The 16454-nt window shown below is 48.4% G+C and carries 12 protein-coding genes and 1 pseudogene; 1 reads left to right on the forward strand and 12 read right to left on the reverse strand.

Annotation, left to right across the window (positions count from 1 at the left end; genetic code table 11):
* The first annotated feature begins 142 nt into the window (after positions 1–142).
* The gene (locus ACESZP_RS06980; RefSeq protein ID WP_005361112.1) at positions 143–457 is read left to right on the forward strand and encodes a helix-turn-helix domain-containing protein; all 315 of its coding nucleotides are present in this window, start codon (positions 143–145) and stop codon (positions 455–457) included.
* A 119-nt stretch (positions 458–576) separates the two neighbouring features.
* Here ACESZP_RS06980 and ACESZP_RS06985 read toward each other — a convergent pair whose 3' ends face one another.
* From ACESZP_RS06985 to ACESZP_RS07040, 12 genes and pseudogenes are all read right to left on the reverse strand, one after another.
* Complete coding sequence (locus ACESZP_RS06985) at positions 577–990, reverse strand: dUTP diphosphatase (protein WP_499708514.1); 414 nt, start codon at positions 988–990, stop codon at positions 577–579.
* Complete coding sequence (locus ACESZP_RS06990; protein ID WP_400092436.1) at positions 987–1754, reverse strand: FAD-dependent thymidylate synthase; 768 nt, start codon at positions 1752–1754, stop codon at positions 987–989. The genes ACESZP_RS06985 and ACESZP_RS06990 overlap by 4 nt, the downstream gene beginning before the upstream one ends.
* Positions 1750–2067 carry a hypothetical protein gene (locus ACESZP_RS06995; RefSeq protein ID WP_129900169.1) on the reverse strand — a complete coding sequence of 106 codons (318 nt, stop codon included), beginning with the start codon at positions 2065–2067 and terminating at the stop codon, positions 1750–1752. The genes ACESZP_RS06990 and ACESZP_RS06995 overlap by 5 nt, the downstream gene beginning before the upstream one ends.
* An 83-nt stretch (positions 2068–2150) precedes the next feature.
* Positions 2151–3149, reverse strand: coding sequence for a nucleotidyl transferase AbiEii/AbiGii toxin family protein (locus tag ACESZP_RS07000; RefSeq protein ID WP_173758232.1), 999 nt, complete (start codon positions 3147–3149; stop codon positions 2151–2153).
* The gene (locus ACESZP_RS07005; protein WP_195488066.1) at positions 3146–3763 is read right to left on the reverse strand and encodes a DUF6088 family protein; all 618 of its coding nucleotides are present in this window, start codon (positions 3761–3763) and stop codon (positions 3146–3148) included. The genes ACESZP_RS07000 and ACESZP_RS07005 overlap by 4 nt, the downstream gene beginning before the upstream one ends.
* Before the next feature lie 181 nt (positions 3764–3944).
* Positions 3945–4427, reverse strand: a complete 483-nt coding sequence (locus tag ACESZP_RS07010) for a hypothetical protein (RefSeq protein ID WP_499708515.1) — start codon at positions 4425–4427, stop codon at positions 3945–3947.
* A gap of 62 nt (positions 4428–4489) precedes the next feature.
* Positions 4490–10111, reverse strand: coding sequence for a class B sortase (srtB, locus tag ACESZP_RS07015; protein ID WP_499708517.1), 5622 nt, complete (start codon positions 10109–10111; stop codon positions 4490–4492).
* Positions 10112–10838: 727 nt separating this feature from the next.
* A complete protein-coding gene (locus ACESZP_RS07020) occupies positions 10839–11048 on the reverse strand; it encodes a helix-turn-helix domain-containing protein (RefSeq protein ID WP_005933735.1) in 210 nt (69 codons plus the stop codon).
* Positions 11049–11308: 260 nt separating this feature from the next.
* A pseudogene (locus ACESZP_RS07025) lies at positions 11309–12679 on the reverse strand (recombinase family protein); the annotation flags it as partial.
* A gap of 95 nt (positions 12680–12774) precedes the next feature.
* Entirely contained in the window at positions 12775–13104 is a 330-nt protein-coding gene (locus ACESZP_RS07030; protein WP_009259821.1) for a hypothetical protein, read from the reverse strand.
* Complete coding sequence (locus ACESZP_RS07035) at positions 13082–14731, reverse strand: recombinase family protein (protein WP_009259820.1); 1650 nt, start codon at positions 14729–14731, stop codon at positions 13082–13084. Before ACESZP_RS07035 ends, ACESZP_RS07030 begins: the two co-directional genes overlap by 23 nt.
* Positions 14728–16443, reverse strand: coding sequence for a recombinase family protein (locus ACESZP_RS07040; protein WP_499708519.1), 1716 nt, complete (start codon positions 16441–16443; stop codon positions 14728–14730). The genes ACESZP_RS07035 and ACESZP_RS07040 overlap by 4 nt, the downstream gene beginning before the upstream one ends.
* Positions 16444–16454 lie beyond the last annotated feature (11 nt).

The following is a 16454-nucleotide window of genomic DNA, read 5'->3' on the forward strand; positions in this document are numbered from 1 at the left end:
CCCTCCATCTGATAGGTAAAATTCTTCACTTTTCACATAGTAATAGATTTTATTTAGCAAGTCAACGATAATACCCTTTTTCCATTTGCGAATAACAAAGGAGTGTAAGGTACAATCTATTACAGAATGGGAGGTGAAGGCGATGTATGAAGATTTTGTCCCAGAACGATTAGCGAAGCTGCGGACACAAAAAGGAGTTTCCGCACGCGATATGTCTTTATCGTTAGGTCAGGCAAACAACTACATCAATAATATTGAGAATAAAAAGTCACTTCCCGCTATGCAGTCTTTTTTCTACATCTGCGAATATCTGGGTGTGACACCACAGGAATTCTTTGATGAAGGAAATACTTACCCGGAAACATTAAAGGAATTCATTGCAGAGGCAAGACAGCTTGATCCTCAATCCATGCAGTATATCCTCGGTATTATGAAAGAACTCAATAGCAGAAAGTAAGCGGTCATGGTAACGACCGCTTTTTTCGTGACCTTCTTTATTATAGTTTATAATGTTCTCGAAATGTCCGCTCCCTATACCGATAAGTATTCAAAAACTGTTCCCCAAACAGCCTTTTTCTATTCGCCGGTACTGCCAAAACTGCCGGTTCCCCGTTCTGTTCCCAGATCTGTTACAAAATCCGCAATGACAATCGGCGTGATCACAAGCTGGCCGATACGGGCGCCCTTAAAAAGAGACTGCGCCTGATTGCTTACATTGCTGATGATTGCATGGATCTCTCCACGGTAACCGGAATCCACAGGCGGCAGTTCACAGACCAGACCTTTTACCGCCATGCTGGTACGGGGAAAGATATATCCCGCATATCCATCCGGTATTTCCAGTCCAAAACCAAGAGGAATTTTGGCGACTTCTCCGGGTTGTAAGGTACAGTCATAGGTTAGATAAACATCCGCTCCGGCATCATTGCCATGCGGACGGTAAGGACGCTGGTGCTCCGGTACGCCAAAGTCGATCAGTTTTATTTTCATCGGCAGCCTCCTTCCCAAAGAGCAGGATAGTCTTTTGCTAAAATATCCTCTGGCGTCATATCTGCCTGCAGTTTTCGTCCGCAGGTCATTTTACCTTCCAGACATCGATCCATCTGACAAAAAGGCCCGGTCAGTGACGGGGCAAACAAAGCAGGGCTTAGGTCATAAAGTTCTTTCCAGACCTTTAGCAGCACGATCCTTGTTTCATCTGTATTTCTCCGGCATACCCGCTGGCTGATGATATGTTTCCACTGATAAGGGGTGGCGCTGATGAGCAGTACATTCCGTAATCCCTGGGGCGTGGCATAGCCGGCCGCATCGTGCCCGCTTCCGGCAGTGCACAGGGCTTCATAACATTTCATGCTTTCATTACAGCTTTTTAAGTACAATTCCCGTACCACTGCCGGAGCCGTCATAATAGAATACGGGACAGCGAAATCCGCCTGTCCCGTATAGTTGCTGTACTGCAGCGATGCACTCATAAATTTTACTTCGTTCTGGTGGCGGGTAATCTGCGCCAGAAAACGCCTGCTGGCGCCGACAATGGCTACCGTGATCACCGCAAATTTCTGGATGGTAGGATGGGGAAGCGCCCCCATAGCTGCTACTGTCTGAACGCTGAATGATTTTTCGTAGAGCTCCATCAGGTCATCCATTGAGGCAATCTTATGTCCCTGCTGGGTAAGCCTTGCCGCAAAGACCATGTTTTTTTCTGCTTCCGCCACCGCCTGGCAGTTCAAAATTTTTACTTCGATTCGTTTAATTGGTATGTCCCTCCTTTACAATCGCTTTCAGTAAGAACAGATAGTTAAGACTGTCTGTGATCTTTTCATTCCATGTGTCCATCGGGTAAACCGCTTCCTCGTCAAAGCACATATCGTACAGAGAAACAATATGCTTTGCCAGCATACCGGCAAGGGCACGCTGGGGCGTTGTATGCTGTAAAGCTGCCGCTGCCTTAAATGCACCCAGCCGGTCCGGGTCATCCCCGGTGTATTCTTTGGTTTTCCGTTTCAAGGTATCAGCGCAAAGCCGTACCTGTTCGTCAAAAACGGCATTGACTTCATTTTGCGTAATATAGCATCCCTCCTTTGAAAACAAGAAACCGGCTATTCTAAAGCATCTTAGAATAGCCGGCAAATAAATGGATATGTAATTGTTTATAGTGTATTGATCTCTTTTTCCAGTTCCCGGACCGCTGCTATGACTGTCTCAAATGTCGGAACATCCCCATACAACATATCCTGCATAGAGTTATAGTCCGCTTCCAATGCTGCAAACCGATATTCCGGCGGGAGTAATTTTAATGTGCCCGGCACAGCCTCCGGGTACTTCGCCCATGCTCTGGGATAGAATTTCATTTTGAAATCTACAACTTTCTTCAGGAGATCCAGCCTGGAAAAAGCAGCTTCTTTGACCGGTGTTGCAGCCATGCGGTAGAGATCATAATAATGTCTGGAATACCGCTGCGGCATTTCCAAATGTTCCGGTCTGTTCGCTTCATGGTGCAGGATTGTGGCTTTTTCCCAGAAGGTCCGTTCCGGGGCAACGGTAAGGATTGCAGTTTCTTTTTGCTCAAAAATCTTCGGATAATATTTTGCCGCGTATGGTTCGATCTGCGCTGTTTTTGCAGGAGTCCACGCTGCCAGCGCACCAATCTCTAAACGGATCACCTGTAAGGTCGCCGTATTTGTAAAAAGGTGCGGATAGGCGAAAATGACCGTCTGTTTATCCTTTTCATCTATGTAGACATTTGCTTCACAACCGATTTCCTGAGATAAGCCGGATTTGACTGCCGGGCAGAATGTTTCGGACAGAAATACCTCCGCACGCGCATTGGCTTCTTTGTTAAAAGCATCCTGTTTTGTATTGGAACGTTTCTCCCATGGTTCATCTTTGCCATATCCCAATACACGCCAGTCCAGAATCAAATCAATATCTTCTGAAAACCGGCTGATCAGGTGAAAGGCTTTTGAAAGGCTGGTACCGCCCTTAAAGGTGATGGACTCTTTCCATGGTGAGCGGTGAAATAAATAATCCAGCGTAAAACATACCCAAAAGTCTTTTTCCACGATGGCATCATTCAGCCCCATTTTATCTGCTGTATTTCTGAACAGCTCCCTGCGGTCGTTATCTGAAAGCCTTGCTATATTTCTCATTGTACCTTTTCACCTCCACAAATCTGCCGTATCGTATCGTAAACCCAATCCGTAGACTCTGTTGCTTCCTTCAAACAAGCCTGTTTATCCTTGTCTGTCAGTTTTTCGGAAAGCATCTGTATGACTTCTGGCGTAACATTCGATTTGCCAAGCGTTTTTAATGCCTGTATAACCAAACTTGTCATATAGGACAATCCGGTAATCTCCTTATTGGTCCGGTGCTTAAATTCCAGCTTTGTAGAGTTCCACTCGTAGGTCTTATATGGACCATCGCTGATATAGGACCATACTGCTATTACCTGTGTTGAAAGACCTAACAGGTTCAATGCTGTATTCCCACATGGGGCAATCGTCCAGTGATAACTTCGTGCCAATGCGTTCGCCACTGCTTCCGGGTCTGCCGCCACATATTCATCCAGAAGTTTACTGTATTTAGGTTTTTCATAAACTCCTTTCAAAATACGGCGCAATGTTCCTGACTGCACTAAACGGCTTAAACTTTGACGAATAGTGGATGTATCTGCAATATCCGCAAAATCAGATGTCACAAAAACAGTTCCATCTTCAAGAGAAAGAACACGCTCCCGTATTCGTTTTGTATATCCGTTATCCACAATACCGCCTCCCTTCATGTCACGAATATTATATATTATTCGTGACATGATTGCAATAGGTTCTATGCCTCTTATTTTGAGTGTTCCCATTAAAAATCTGATTCATACATCAAAAATCAAAAATTTTGAAAGACAGTACAGTTTTTATATATGTCACATATTTTATATATTATCCGTGACATCAGGCACTCGGCAGGTAGATCCAGTCGTGCATCAGGCACACGCTGGGTTCGTCCTCCCTGGGAACCAGACGGTAGGTACATTCCCCATAGACCGTGCGTTTGTCCTCGATCTCCATGCCATAGGCTTTATAAAAGCGGTATTCCAGATTGGAGATAATACAGCGAAGGGTTTGCAGAGCCTCCCTCTGAGCTGATACGATCAGGTCACGGTCAATGCTGCGCTTCAAAAACAGCAGCGATTTGTAAAGCTGTACCTCTGTGCGGTAAGGGCGGCAGTCTTTCGTTTCCAACCATCCGCAAAAAGCGACCGGTCCGCTCTGGATCACACTGCGGTCCGGGTGATAATACTCGTAGCAGTCCAGGTTTGCCGTATTCAGAAGATAGAGCATTTCCCGGACTTCATTTTCCGGCATGTCGTAAAACCGCAAAAGCGAGCGGTAAAGATGGACATAGCCAAGAATGGAAATCATGGTATTTACCATAAAATAAAATCCTCCTTGTAAACAACAGGTGCGGGAGCTTTTGCCCCCGCACCGTCTAAAATCTATATTTCGTTATCTACTTTCACGAGTTTTCCCATGACAAGGAAGCGTCCTGTGCCGCCCGGCGTACAGGTAGAAAGGGTCACTACCTTATCGCTGCAGGTCACAGTCACATCACTTTCCACCGCAGAACGTTCCTTCATAGCCGTAAGCCAGGTAGTATAAGCACCGTCATCCTTCCAGGAAAGCTGCCAGGGAGAAGTTTCACTGCCGGATTCTTCCGGCTTTGCTGCAAACGCCGCAAAGATCTCCATGACATAACCACCCTTCGGAGTAACGAGATACATCTGCCTGTGGGTATCAAAGTAACTTTGTTCATCGTATCGGTTCAGCAGAGCAAACATGGAACCATCACGCATATTATGGCCGTAGACGATCGTATTGCGGTCTGAAAAATCTGCCCGGTTTTCATAATCGGCAAACAGGCAGCCAACCTTGTTGTAGGTCCCGTCATAAAGATGGTTCAGGTAATACTCGTTGTTGTCAGTCTGCGTCACCGGATAATTGATCACCGTATCAGGAAGGGAAAGCCATCCGATGATGTCCGGTCCATTTTCACGGAGCGCTTCAAAGTCTACCGAAGGCAGGACAATATCGGCATCGTCCTGTTTTGTTTCCGTCGGATCGGTTGCCTGTTCCGGGGAGGCTGTCTGCTCCGGTACTTCCACATATCCGGCAAGATCCCGATAGGCGTCTTTACTTTCGGCATACTGGTTTAAGTCACGGAACACCAAAAATCCGCTGCCAAGAGCCACCAAAGCGCAGAGTGAAAGGACAGAAGCCCCGACAGCCGTTCTTTTTGGGGAAGTCCTGCTGTATTTTCCCTTTTTGAAATAATACACAGCAAATACGCTGCCGCCGATCAGTGCGGCTGCCAACAGTCCGCCATATAGGAAAATATACGGATCATCCCCGGTCTGCGGTACCGGCTTTTGAGGGGTGGAAGGATTGGACGGAACAGAAGGTTTTTCCGGCTTCTCCGGCTTTTCCGGTTTTTCATTAAAAAACTGGACCGTAGATGTCTGGTCAGCTTTGATCTCCACTGTAGCGGCATCAGGAATGATGTAATCCTTGCTTGCCCGGTTTGCAACTTCTGTTACGGTATAAATACCGACACGAAGGCCCTTGACTTCAATTACGCCGGATTTTGGAGTGGTGAATGTCTCGCAGTAGGAGCCGTCCGCGCTCTTGACCTCGATGGCAAAACCATCTTTGCGCCCGTCGCTGGAATCCTTTGTGATCTTTAAGTTGCCGCGGTAAGCCTCATTGGTAAATCCGTGCCCGGCTTCTCCATTTTCCACAACTGCGACCTGTCCATCTTCTGTGATGGAAAAATAGTAAGCGTTTGGATCAGGCTGATAGCCCTCCGGCGCTTTGCTTTCTTTGATAAAGTAGCCACCAGCCAGAAGGTTTTCCGCCGTATGATAGCCTGCATCGGTTTCTTTCAGCGTACCGATCTTTTGATCGTCAGGATCATATTCCTGGTTGGCATTGGAATCCGCATACAGGTCGAACACCGCACCGGGCAGGAAGCGCAGGAAAGAATTCTTGTCTTTCTTATCCTCCTTTTCCACAGGGGACGGTTCTTCCACAGCTTCGGTTTTAGTTACCTGCACGCTGCCGCGGATCAGGGTGTTTTCCACACGGATCTCGATATGCTGTCCGTCTGCACCGATATATACATGGTGCTGCTGCGGGCTTACTGTATAAAGGTCAGGGGCAGAGATCTCCTTGACAATCCAGTGTCCGTAAGGAATGTTCTCAAAGGAAAAGCTGCCGTCTTTTCCGGTAACAGCAGTAAGCAGTGCATTTTCTTCGGTAAATTCTTCTGTATCAGGTCTAAACAGTCCCATGAGCGCACCGGCCAGCGTGACATCTTCGCCGCCTTCCGGGTTTTCCCCAACTTTTACACCGTCTACACGCCCGCGGAGAAGTTCATTGGAAACAGCCTCGCCTTCATTGACAAGGATCTGTACCAGGGAAGTTTCCTGTCCGGCATATTCAAAGACGACCGGATATTTCTGATCCGAAAGGATATAGGCGCCGTTGGTCGTGCGTTCCTTGACATAATAGCTGCCAAAAGGCAGGTCGGAGGCGAAGGAAGCGCTGTAACTGCCGGATTCATCAGACGAAACAGAAACCACTTCCAGAAGTCCGTCTACTGGGATCACGCTGCCATCTGCCGCCGTCAGGTCTGCGGAAGCATAAAGTCCAAAGGAAATATCCTTATATTCCTCGTTCATGCCAAGACCGAACAGGTCATCGGTCTCCATTGCCTTGAAAAGTGTGACATCCACTTTCTGTCGTTCGTCATAAAGACCTGTTGCTGCCTGTGTGACCTCCACGGTCTCACCCGCATAGGTCAGTTCCACATATTCCGGTTGAGGATTCAGCACACAACCGGAAGGAGCCTGACGTTCCTCCAGACGGTAACGGCCAAGATAGAGAAGCCCGCTTTTCGCTGTGCCGTCCTCGCCAGTCGTAAGGGTTTCCACAACCGTATCTTTTTCTGTCCGCAAGGTACCGTCACCGGTATAAATATCTTCATCTGCGATCACGTCATAGACCGCTCCGGGAAGTCCGGCAGCCTCATACACCGGCTGGTACAATCCGTCGTTTTCCTGGACAGAAGCAAATACTTCTCCGGTCTTTGTGATGGTAAGCTGGCCTTTCTGCGGCATATTGTACTGAGTGACCATCACAACCGCCTCGCTGCCGTCAATGGTAAACGGTACCGGCTGATCGGAAAGCACATAGCCATAAGGGGCAGCCACCTCATAAAGTTCATAATCCCCGGCGGCCAAAGGCTCCGGCAGCATCAGCCAGCCCTCGTCAGAAACGTAGAAGGTATCCAGTGTTTCCGGGTTCGGATAGTAGACTGTCTGGGTGATAAATTCCCCGGTGGAAAGATCCTTGATCTGAAAACCGGTTCCGGTCACAGGGATAATCTTTCCGGTCTCTGCGTCACATTTTTCAACTTTCAGACGGGCTGTGATGGTGCGGTTGTTCAGGATATAGCTGTAAGTCTTTCCATCAGAGGAAATGAATACCGTAAAGTCCGGGACAAAGGCTTTGCCTTCCTCGCCTGCAATCTGATGGACCGTATAATGCCCATAAGGAAGCGGTTTACTGGAAGCAAAACCATCCGCATCCGTGGTAAGAAGGTCACGTTCACTTTCCTTTGCCGCGTCATAGCTTCCGGCTGCCTTTAAGTAAACTTCAAAGACTGCGCCTGCTTCCGGGCGTTCGATAATACCGGCATTGGGATCGTTGGTATTTTCGCCCTCGGGCACATCCTGGTCCAGGTCATCGGTGTGCTTAACAAGCTGGATATTTCCGTAAATAACCGTTTCCGTCACCTGATTTTCTGTGGTATTGAGTTCCACTTCATACAGGGAAGGGGATGCACCCACTTCATAAATAGTTTCATTCAGAAGATACCCGGTGCTCGGTTCGATCTCCCGGATCGTCCAGCCATCCCCGCATACATAATAGCGGGTCATAAAGCTGCCATCCGGTCCGGTAGTATAAGTGTCAATCAGTTCGCCATCACGGAAGATCCCATAGGTCGCTCCTGCAAGAGTGGCATCCCCCTGGGCATTTCCGGTGTCAGCATCACTCTTTGCACCGCTGGTATTGTAGGTCCCCTGGAAGAAGATCAGGTCGCCCGGTTTTGCATCTGCGCTTGATACCGGCGTACATACACCTAAAAGACCGTCCGCAGTCAGCCTTCCAAAATTCCAGCCGACGCCGCAGTTGTTGATCACCCAGGACACATAGCCGGAACAGTCAAAGGAAGTGGAAGGGCTTGCGCCTCCCCATACATACGGATAGCCAAGATATTTTTCCGCCTCGGCCATCATTGCGGCAAACTGTTCATCCGCAAGGGCTTCCGGTGGAATGTCATAATCGAAGTAGTTTCCTGTGCCGCCTGAACCAACTTCCGGCAGGTGCCGTTCGCTGGTATCGCCGGTATCAGCAAAATACAGGGGATTCAAATACTGGCCGTCAACCAGAACTTCTAAGTGCAGGTGGGGACCGGTGGAATTTCCGGTATTCCCGACCTTTGCGATCACATCCCCGGCTTTGACCTCCTGCCCGGCAGAAACAAGGATCTGGGAACAGTGCCCGTATTTGGTCGTCAGGGTATGTCCTTCGTATGCCTCGCCTTCAATGGCGACACATAAGCCATAACCGCCGGCATTTCCCGCAAGGGTGACCGTTCCGTCATGCCCGGCAAGGATCTCTGTGCCCTCCGGCATCCCGATGTCCACACCGGTGTGATAGTTCTTTTCCCCACTGATGGGATGTACCCGGTAGCCGTAGTAGCTGGTCACATAAGGGAGCCAGTTGGTGCCAAAGACATTTTTGACATACTGGCGGTTTCCTTTTGTCTGCAGCAGGATCTCGCAGATCTCTTTCTGGTCTGCGTTCATCCGGGAAACGACCAGGTTTTCCAAAGGTGTGACCGTGAGCTTGACATTTAAGATGCGCCATTCATAAGGCACTTCCTCCTGGGTTTCTTCCCCGGTTTCCGGGTCAACGGAAGTTTCTGTGCGATAACGGATCTCGGTTTCTTCTGAAAAGGACAGGGTATATTGTTCCTGGAAAAGCTGCCGCAGCACGCTTTCCACTTCATCGTAAGTAAATCCCTGATAAGCAGAAGTCAGATACCCCATCAGCACATACGGGTCATGCTCGATCGCACCCAGGTTATACCGGTATTCGTCATAGCCGGGGCGGTCTGATTCCACCCTGTCTATTTCCATTTGCAAATCTGTTTCCCACTCGGTATAGGTAAGCTCCGCCTGATTGATGTCCTGATCGTCTGCGAGATAGGTAGAAGCAGCCAGACTTCCCAGACCACCGGTTCCAATATTGGAGAATGTGGAAAACAGGGACATGATCAGGAAAATTACCAAAAGGAGAAGCAGGAGGACAAGGCAGATCACAGGGTGCCGTTTGACCGCATGGACAATACCGACGCTGACCCTCTCTGTTGCGACTGCGGCATTTTTTGCCTGTTTCCCGGCTTCACGGGCAGCCTTGGCATACTGCCTTTTCAGTTTTTGTTTCTGCCATATCCGGGCAATCGCATGTTTCTTCAGCTCCGGGTGGTCGCTAAGAGCCTGCCGGTAAGCAAGTCTTGCGTTGGCCTTTGCTGATTTTTGCTGTAATTTCGCTGCCTTTCGGTAGGGGGCAGTTTTATGCCGGTGATATGCCGTGCGAAGCCCCGCCTCGCCCACAAGTTCAGAGCGGTGGGCTGCCTTGATCCCCACATTTTCATCCTCTGCCTCATAAATCTTTTTATGGGCGTAACCAATGGCAGTATTGGCGCCCGCCTTGACCGGACGCAGGGGTACAGGTCCTTTTACATGGGCCTTTTGGGATTTAACCTCCTTTTCAAATTTTAAGTGTTTTTTGGCTTTTCCGGTCTCCAGGTCGGAAACCGTCTCCATGCGCAGTTTTTTCCGGGCCGGCAGACGATTTTGCGCCTGCTCTGCTTTTTGTGCAGTCCGTTCCGCCTTCCGTCTTGCATGGGTGAGCTTTTTATCCTTTGTCTCCGGCGGCAGTTCATCCGCAGTAAATTCCAGCTTGGATGTTTTCGGCGGTTCGCTATCCACACCCTTTTCCTTCTGGTGAGACCGTTATTTCCTTTCTGCAACTGGTTCTTTAACATATCCCCGTATTCCCTGCGGATTCCGTCATACTCGTCGCCGCGGGGAGGAATGTCAATGCTTCTGGTAAAATCCTGCATATTGGCCCGCTGGTTGATAAAGGTAAGCTGCACATGGATCGAGGCGTCGAAGTAATTTAAGAAATCACAATACCCCTCGAAAATCTGTGCTTTATCATCTGCCTGTGCAAGCTGATAGTTAATATCAAAAAACTGCACTGTTTTGGTGTAAAGGGTATCGGTCAGCCGGCAGATCCCATCCCGGTACATTTCACGGTAGGGAATGCTCTGCTGGACCGTCTGCGGGGCATCTGCTTTCAGTCCGGCAAAAAAGCCGCCTTTTTTAGACGGCTTGGAACGGGCAGACTTAGTTTTTCCCTGCTTTGCATCGGCTCTGGTCTTTTTGGCCTGCTTCTGATTTGTCCATACAGAGTTTCAGGCAAAATCTATATATATCTGTACCGAACTCATCAATACATTTCTCGATTTCTCTTGCGTCCAATGTTTCACCTCCATTGCCCGTTCACCCTATATTCGCCATGACTTTGTATGCGGTTCACTTTTTTCAAAAAATTTTTTTTACAGGTAAAATGCCGGGGCGAAGTAGGTAGTTTCACTCCCGGCATTAAAAGAAAACTTTTCTTATGGTGTTTTGTGAAAGATAGCAATAGCTATTATTCATCGTCCTTCTCTAATTCGATTACATCTAAGATACCACAATTCAGGGCTTCGCAGATACGAACCAGCGTTTCCATGCTGATGTTTTTGCCTTTACCCATATTGGCTATCATATTTGTGGTAAGACCTGCGGCAATCCGCAAGTCCTCTTTCCTCATATTGCGCTCAACCAACGTATGCCAGAGGGGTTTATAGCTTATGTGCATTTATCCTCCTGCCTTCCTCCCGGTTCCGGGGTTCCTGTTCCCATTATAACAAAGTTCTTGCTATTCCACAAACATTTCTTGACACAATCGCCGGTTCCGTCTGGATTGTGCTTTTCCTTTCTTTTCTTGATTACATCTACTTGGCCATAAGCTGTTTGATCCCTTGTGATTTTGCTTATGTGTGATAAAGAAGTAATAGAAGTGTAAAAAATTTTGCCGTTCCTATCCGGCACATGAGGTATGTCGGATAGGTCGGGCGGTTAGGTGTCGGGCAGTTCTACCTTGCCGACAAAAGAATAATAGATTTCGATTTCCTGTCTGCGTAACTTGCCCCGGCGTTTCCCGTCAAGGGCAACGCTTTCATGGACAACGATTTTCTCCACAAACTCCCGCAGCAGAGTAGGGGTAAGTTCTTCAATGGTAGTGTGCCTGCGTACCACATTCATAAACTTTTCAGCGTTTGCGGTGGCTTCCTGCGCTTTGGAAAGTTCTTCCCGCAGTCTGGCGGCACGTTCTTTCAGTTCTTTCTGCTCGGCTTCATAGTCTGCCGACAGCTCTGTGAAACGCTCGTCCGATATGCGCCCGGTTACGCTGTCCTCATACAGCCGCTTGAAGATAGCAGATAACTCGGCTATGCGTTTCTCGGCGGCTTCCAGCTCCTTTTTCTTGGCGGCGTTCCTGCGTCTGTCCCCGTCCTCATTCTGCTCGATTAAAAGCTTCATAAACCGGGCTTCATGCTTTGCCGCATAGCTGGTAACTTTCCGCAGATTGGAGAGTACGCCAGCGGTCAAGAGGTCAGTGCGGATAAAGTGCGCTGTGCAGTCGGCGGTGCGTTTCTTGTAGCTTCCGCAGATATAACAGTCCTGCTTGCGCTTGTCCGTCTGGTATCGCTGCTGGTACATGACGCTGCCGCAGTCGGCACAAAAGAGTATGCCGGAGAACAAGCCCACTTCGTCATAACGGTTGGGGCGTTTGCGCTGCTTGCGTAACTCCTGCACCCGTTCCCACGTTTCCCGGTCAATGATAGGCTCATGGTGGTTCTCAAAAACCGCCTGCTTTTCCGGGGGATTTTCTATGCTGTGTTTCAGCTTGTAGGACGGCTTCTCGGTCTTAAAGTTTACCAGACAGCCCGTATATTCCCGGTTTTCCAGCAGATGAACCACGGTATTGGTCGCCCACTTGCACTCATAGCCGGGGTGGTAGCGGCGGGTGCTGCCCGTCCTGCGGTATTCCAGCGTCCCCGGCGTGGGGATTTGCTGCTCGGTCAGCATACGGGCTATCTTGGTCGGACCGTTCCCGGCAAGGCAAAGGCTGTAAATCTGCCGTACCACCGGGGCGGCTTCCTCGTCAATGATAAAGTTTTCGTCCTCGTCCATGAGGTAGCCATAGACGGGCTTGCTTGTGATGGGCTTTCCGCTCATGCCCTTAGAGCGTTTTACTGCCTTGATTTTCTTGCTCGTATCTCTCACCAGCCATTCGTTAAAAATGTTCCGCAGCGGGGCAAAATCATTTTCCCCCTGTGCGCTGTCCACTCCGTCATTGATAGCGATGAAGCGGACACCTTTCTGTGGGAAAATCATTTCTGTGTACATTCCCACCTGTAAGTAGTTTCGCCCTAACCTCGACATATCTCCTTGTGTCAACAAAGAACCAAAAAATTTTGAAAAGCCAGAGGACGTTTCCGGGCTGTCTGCCCGCCGCGTCCTCCGACTTTTCATCAGGAGGATTATGCCTCGAATTTGTCGTCTAAATCAAAGTATGCCTCATATTGACGAATTATGTGAAGGAAGCCATCATAACCGGTTTCGCTGATAGTTTCAAGAGTTTTGTCGCTTGCCATTTCGGTATGTCCGATTATCACGCCGAGAAGCCTCAAGGTATTAAGCACGGCACGTTGATAATGATATTTCTGCTCCTGGCGGCATACACGAGCCACTTCACTGGTTCCATCAATCTTTCTGTTTCTCACGTCAGCCATCATGCTCAGCGATAACAGAATACTACACGCACGATCCTGCAAATCTGCGGCAGTATTATCTTTGAATGTCAGTTCCATAATTGTCCTCCGTTTCTTCTGTTTGATTGTCTGTCAGGTCTGCAAAGCAGTCCCGGAATTTCCATACAATCTCAATCTGCGAATCCGGATAGATGTAAATATCCTGAATAAATCCCCGTACCATTTCTTTGGTAAGAGATGGGGTATCCCGGTACTGTCTGCTCAGTTCCAGCAGTGGATTTTCCGAGGTATGAGCTTCCTCCTCCAGAGCGGCCAAAGCCGATTCCTGTTTCTTTACATCTTCATCCAGTTCTTGAACTGTTTTATCAACCTCAGCCTTTTTCTTAAGATAGCGTTCCTTGCTACAGTCACCGGCAATATAACCTTCATACAGAGTCAGTTTTTCCTGCCGGTAGCGCTCCTGAAGCTGCTGCAGACGGGTCAATTCAGCCATGCAGGCGTTGATCCTGCCTGTCCGGGTAAACTGTAAGGCTGTTTTCTGGTTTTCTTTTTGCCGATACAAAGTAAGCATTTGCTGAATGGCATGAAGCACTACCTGTTCAATGTCAGTCTCCATGAAATGCTTTCCCCGTGGGCAGGATGCGCCCGGATCGGATGCCGACTTATCACATAGATAATATACAGCGCCTTTTCTGCCAGTCCGGCGAGTCATTATCCGATGGCACTCTGCACATCGGACAACACCTTTTAATGGGTACTCCTGTATTCCATGACTACCGCGTTTCCTGCCGAGCTTCAGTATTTCCTGCACCTTCTGAAATTCCTCATGAGTTACGATGGCTTCGTGCATATTCTCCACTACAATCCAGTCCTCTTTCTTATTCGGAAGCGCTTTTTTGACATTGACAGCAGCTTTGGAACGCTTATGCCCAACTGTTGCGCCAGTGTATTCGTACTGATGCAAGATGCCCAGCACCGTATGATAATTCCAGCCGTTGCTTTCTTTTCGTTTCTGAAAACGGTTCTGGCCTGGATGTTTCAGACGGAAGTAACTGCCCGGTGTCAGTATGCCGTCTATGTTCAAAATCTCCGCAATCTGTCTGGTCTTTTTTCCTGCCAGCGCCAGATCAAAAATCCTTCGCACCACCGAAGCAGATTCCGGATCAATCGCCAGCTTGTTGCGGATAGTCGGGTGAAACTGATAGCCGTAAGGAGCAATGCTGCCCACATACTTGCCCTGCTTCATCATTTGCAGCTTTGCCGTTGTGGTCTTCACGGACAGGTCTTTGCTGTAAGACGCATAGACAATATTTCGGATTACTACATCCATTCCGCTGGTAACACCTTTATAATCGTTGCTGTCATAACCATCATTGATAGAGATGTACCTCACACCCAAAAAAGGGAACACACATTCCAGATAGTTTCCCATTTCCGTGTAGTCCCGCATGGCTCTTGAAAAATCTTTCGTAACGAGGACGTTCAGTTCACCGGAGCGGAGCTTTTTCATCATATTCTGAAAAGCCGGACGATTAGTGTTTGTGCCGGTAAAGCCGTCGTCTACAAATTCCGTGCGCGGAGCATCTTTTAATTCCGGATGCCGGTTCAGAAATTCGTAGATCAGTAGTCTTTGATGCTGTACGCTGTCGCTTTCCTCTTTGGATCGGCGTGTATCCTCGTCAGCCAAGGACAAACGGATATAAATGGCAACTTTTGGTTCTTTCATGAGATCGCCTCCTGCTTCTTTTGCATTTCCAGAATACTCTGGCACATTTCCTGATACACATCATCATAATAAAAAACAACTTCGACAGCGCCATTTTCATAAATCAGAACCTTCTCTATCATGGTATTCACCAGCTTCTGCGTCAGTTCCGTAGTACCGGTGGCCGCCTTCATCATAGCCATCCATTTATTATCCGGAGAAATAGAATCCAGAAACTTTGTCCGGCGCTGAACCGCTTCATCCATCAGCTGACTCAGGCGTTCATGTTCTTTCTCATAGGTCTTCTTAGCAAAAGAATATTCTTCTTCATTCAGAATACCTTCCACGTAGCTTTCATATAACTTGCTTCGTTTTTGATTCAGGGCATTCAGCTTCAAGTTGATACTGGAGACAGCGGCGTTGTACTTTTCTTTGAGATTGCTTTCTTCCTTGCTTCCCTTTAAGATACTGAGCAGCCGCTCGTAGTTGAGGGCAACCCGTAGCTGATCTTGTATGACAGTGAGCACTTTTTCATTCAGAACATTCTGTCGTATATAATGCTTTGTACAGTGTTCGTGGTGGCGTGAAGTATAGGTGCTGCACTCATATGACCCCATCCATTCTTCCGGTCCCTTTTTGTCAATCCGATGTCGGCGGAAGTACATTCGCTTTTTACAGTCTGCACAGAATATTTTCTGGTCAAAGAAATCAATCATCTGTTCCCGGATAATGGCAGACTGTTTCATTTTCTCCTGCCGGATACGACTGGCCTCCGCCAGAATATGCTGAACTGTATCAAAATCTTCCTGGCAAATGATCGCCGGATGCGTATTTTCATACCAAATCCAGTTCTCTGGATCTTCCTTATGCTTCTTGACACCCTTATAAATAGCGGTACGCACTCTGCCGTGAATCGTGTGTCCCAGATAGACCGGGTTTTCAAGAATGGAATTTATCGTGGACTTTGCCCAGCCTTTTCCAACCTGATTGCCATGTCGGGAACCATTTTCACGCTTGCGAAGTTCCGGATGGACAGCGCCTGCTTCTTCTAAGCGGTGAATCATGGAATTGACGGAAACGCCCTCCATCTTCCAGCGAAATATATTCCGCACATAAGGAGCGGCAGCCTCGTCAATTACATAAGCGGATTTATCTTCATTCCACATATACCCGTAAGGCGGGTTACGGCTCTGAAAGGTTCCGTTTTGCTGCTGCGCCAGGAGCGCCGTGGAAACCTTACGGGAAATATCTCTGGAATACAGGGCGTTAATCAAATTTTGGAGCGACACAGAGAGAGACTCCATGGAACTGCCGCAGGTAAAGTTGTCAAATTTTTCTTTGACAGAGATGAAGCGTGTTCTCAATGCCGGAAAAATCTTTTCCAGATAGTTGCCCACTTCAATGTAATCTCTCCCGAATCGGCTCAGATCACGAACCACGATAGCCTCCACCTTACCGCTACGCACATCATCCATCAGCCGGTTCCAGGCAGGACGGTCAAAAACCGTGCCGGTTTTTCCGTTATCGGCGTAAACCTCCGCAAGTCTGAGATAGGGACAGCCTGCAACATACTCCTTACAAACATCAATCTGGTTCTGGAGAGAAGCGCCTTCGTCCTGTTTTCCGCTGTTCTCCACAGACAGCCGTGCATAGATTGCAGTGACATAGGACATCTGCCCGATCTGTGCTGCCGATTCCGGCTGACTGCTATTTTTTCTGCTTTTTCTTGCCATGGTATCCTCCT

This window comes from Candidatus Dorea massiliensis AP6, from assembly GCF_964245105.1.
Classification (GTDB): Bacteria; Bacillota; Clostridia; order Lachnospirales; family Lachnospiraceae; genus Laedolimicola; species Laedolimicola intestinihominis.

What these genes read in the sequence shown, in the direction of transcription:
- ACESZP_RS07000 (WP_173758232.1), bottom strand. Translation starts at nt 3,149, where the DNA reads ATGAGAAATATAGCAAGGCTTTCAGATAACGACCGCAGGGAGCTGTTC.
- ACESZP_RS07020 (WP_005933735.1), bottom strand. Translation starts at nt 11,048, where the DNA reads ATGCACATAAGCTATAAACCCCTCTGGCATACGTTGGTTGAGCGCAAT.
- ACESZP_RS07035 (WP_009259820.1), bottom strand. Translation starts at nt 14,731, where the DNA reads ATGAAAGAACCAAAAGTTGCCATTTATATCCGTTTGTCCTTGGCTGAC.
- ACESZP_RS06980 (WP_005361112.1), top strand. Translation starts at nt 143, where the DNA reads ATGTATGAAGATTTTGTCCCAGAACGATTAGCGAAGCTGCGGACACAA.
- ACESZP_RS07030 (WP_009259821.1), bottom strand. Translation starts at nt 13,104, where the DNA reads ATGGAACTGACATTCAAAGATAATACTGCCGCAGATTTGCAGGATCGT.
- ACESZP_RS07040 (WP_499708519.1), bottom strand. Translation starts at nt 16,443, where the DNA reads ATGGCAAGAAAAAGCAGAAAAAATAGCAGTCAGCCGGAATCGGCAGCA.
- ACESZP_RS06985 (WP_499708514.1), bottom strand. Translation starts at nt 990, where the DNA reads ATGAAAATAAAACTGATCGACTTTGGCGTACCGGAGCACCAGCGTCCT.
- ACESZP_RS07010 (WP_499708515.1), bottom strand. Translation starts at nt 4,427, where the DNA reads ATGGTAAATACCATGATTTCCATTCTTGGCTATGTCCATCTTTACCGC.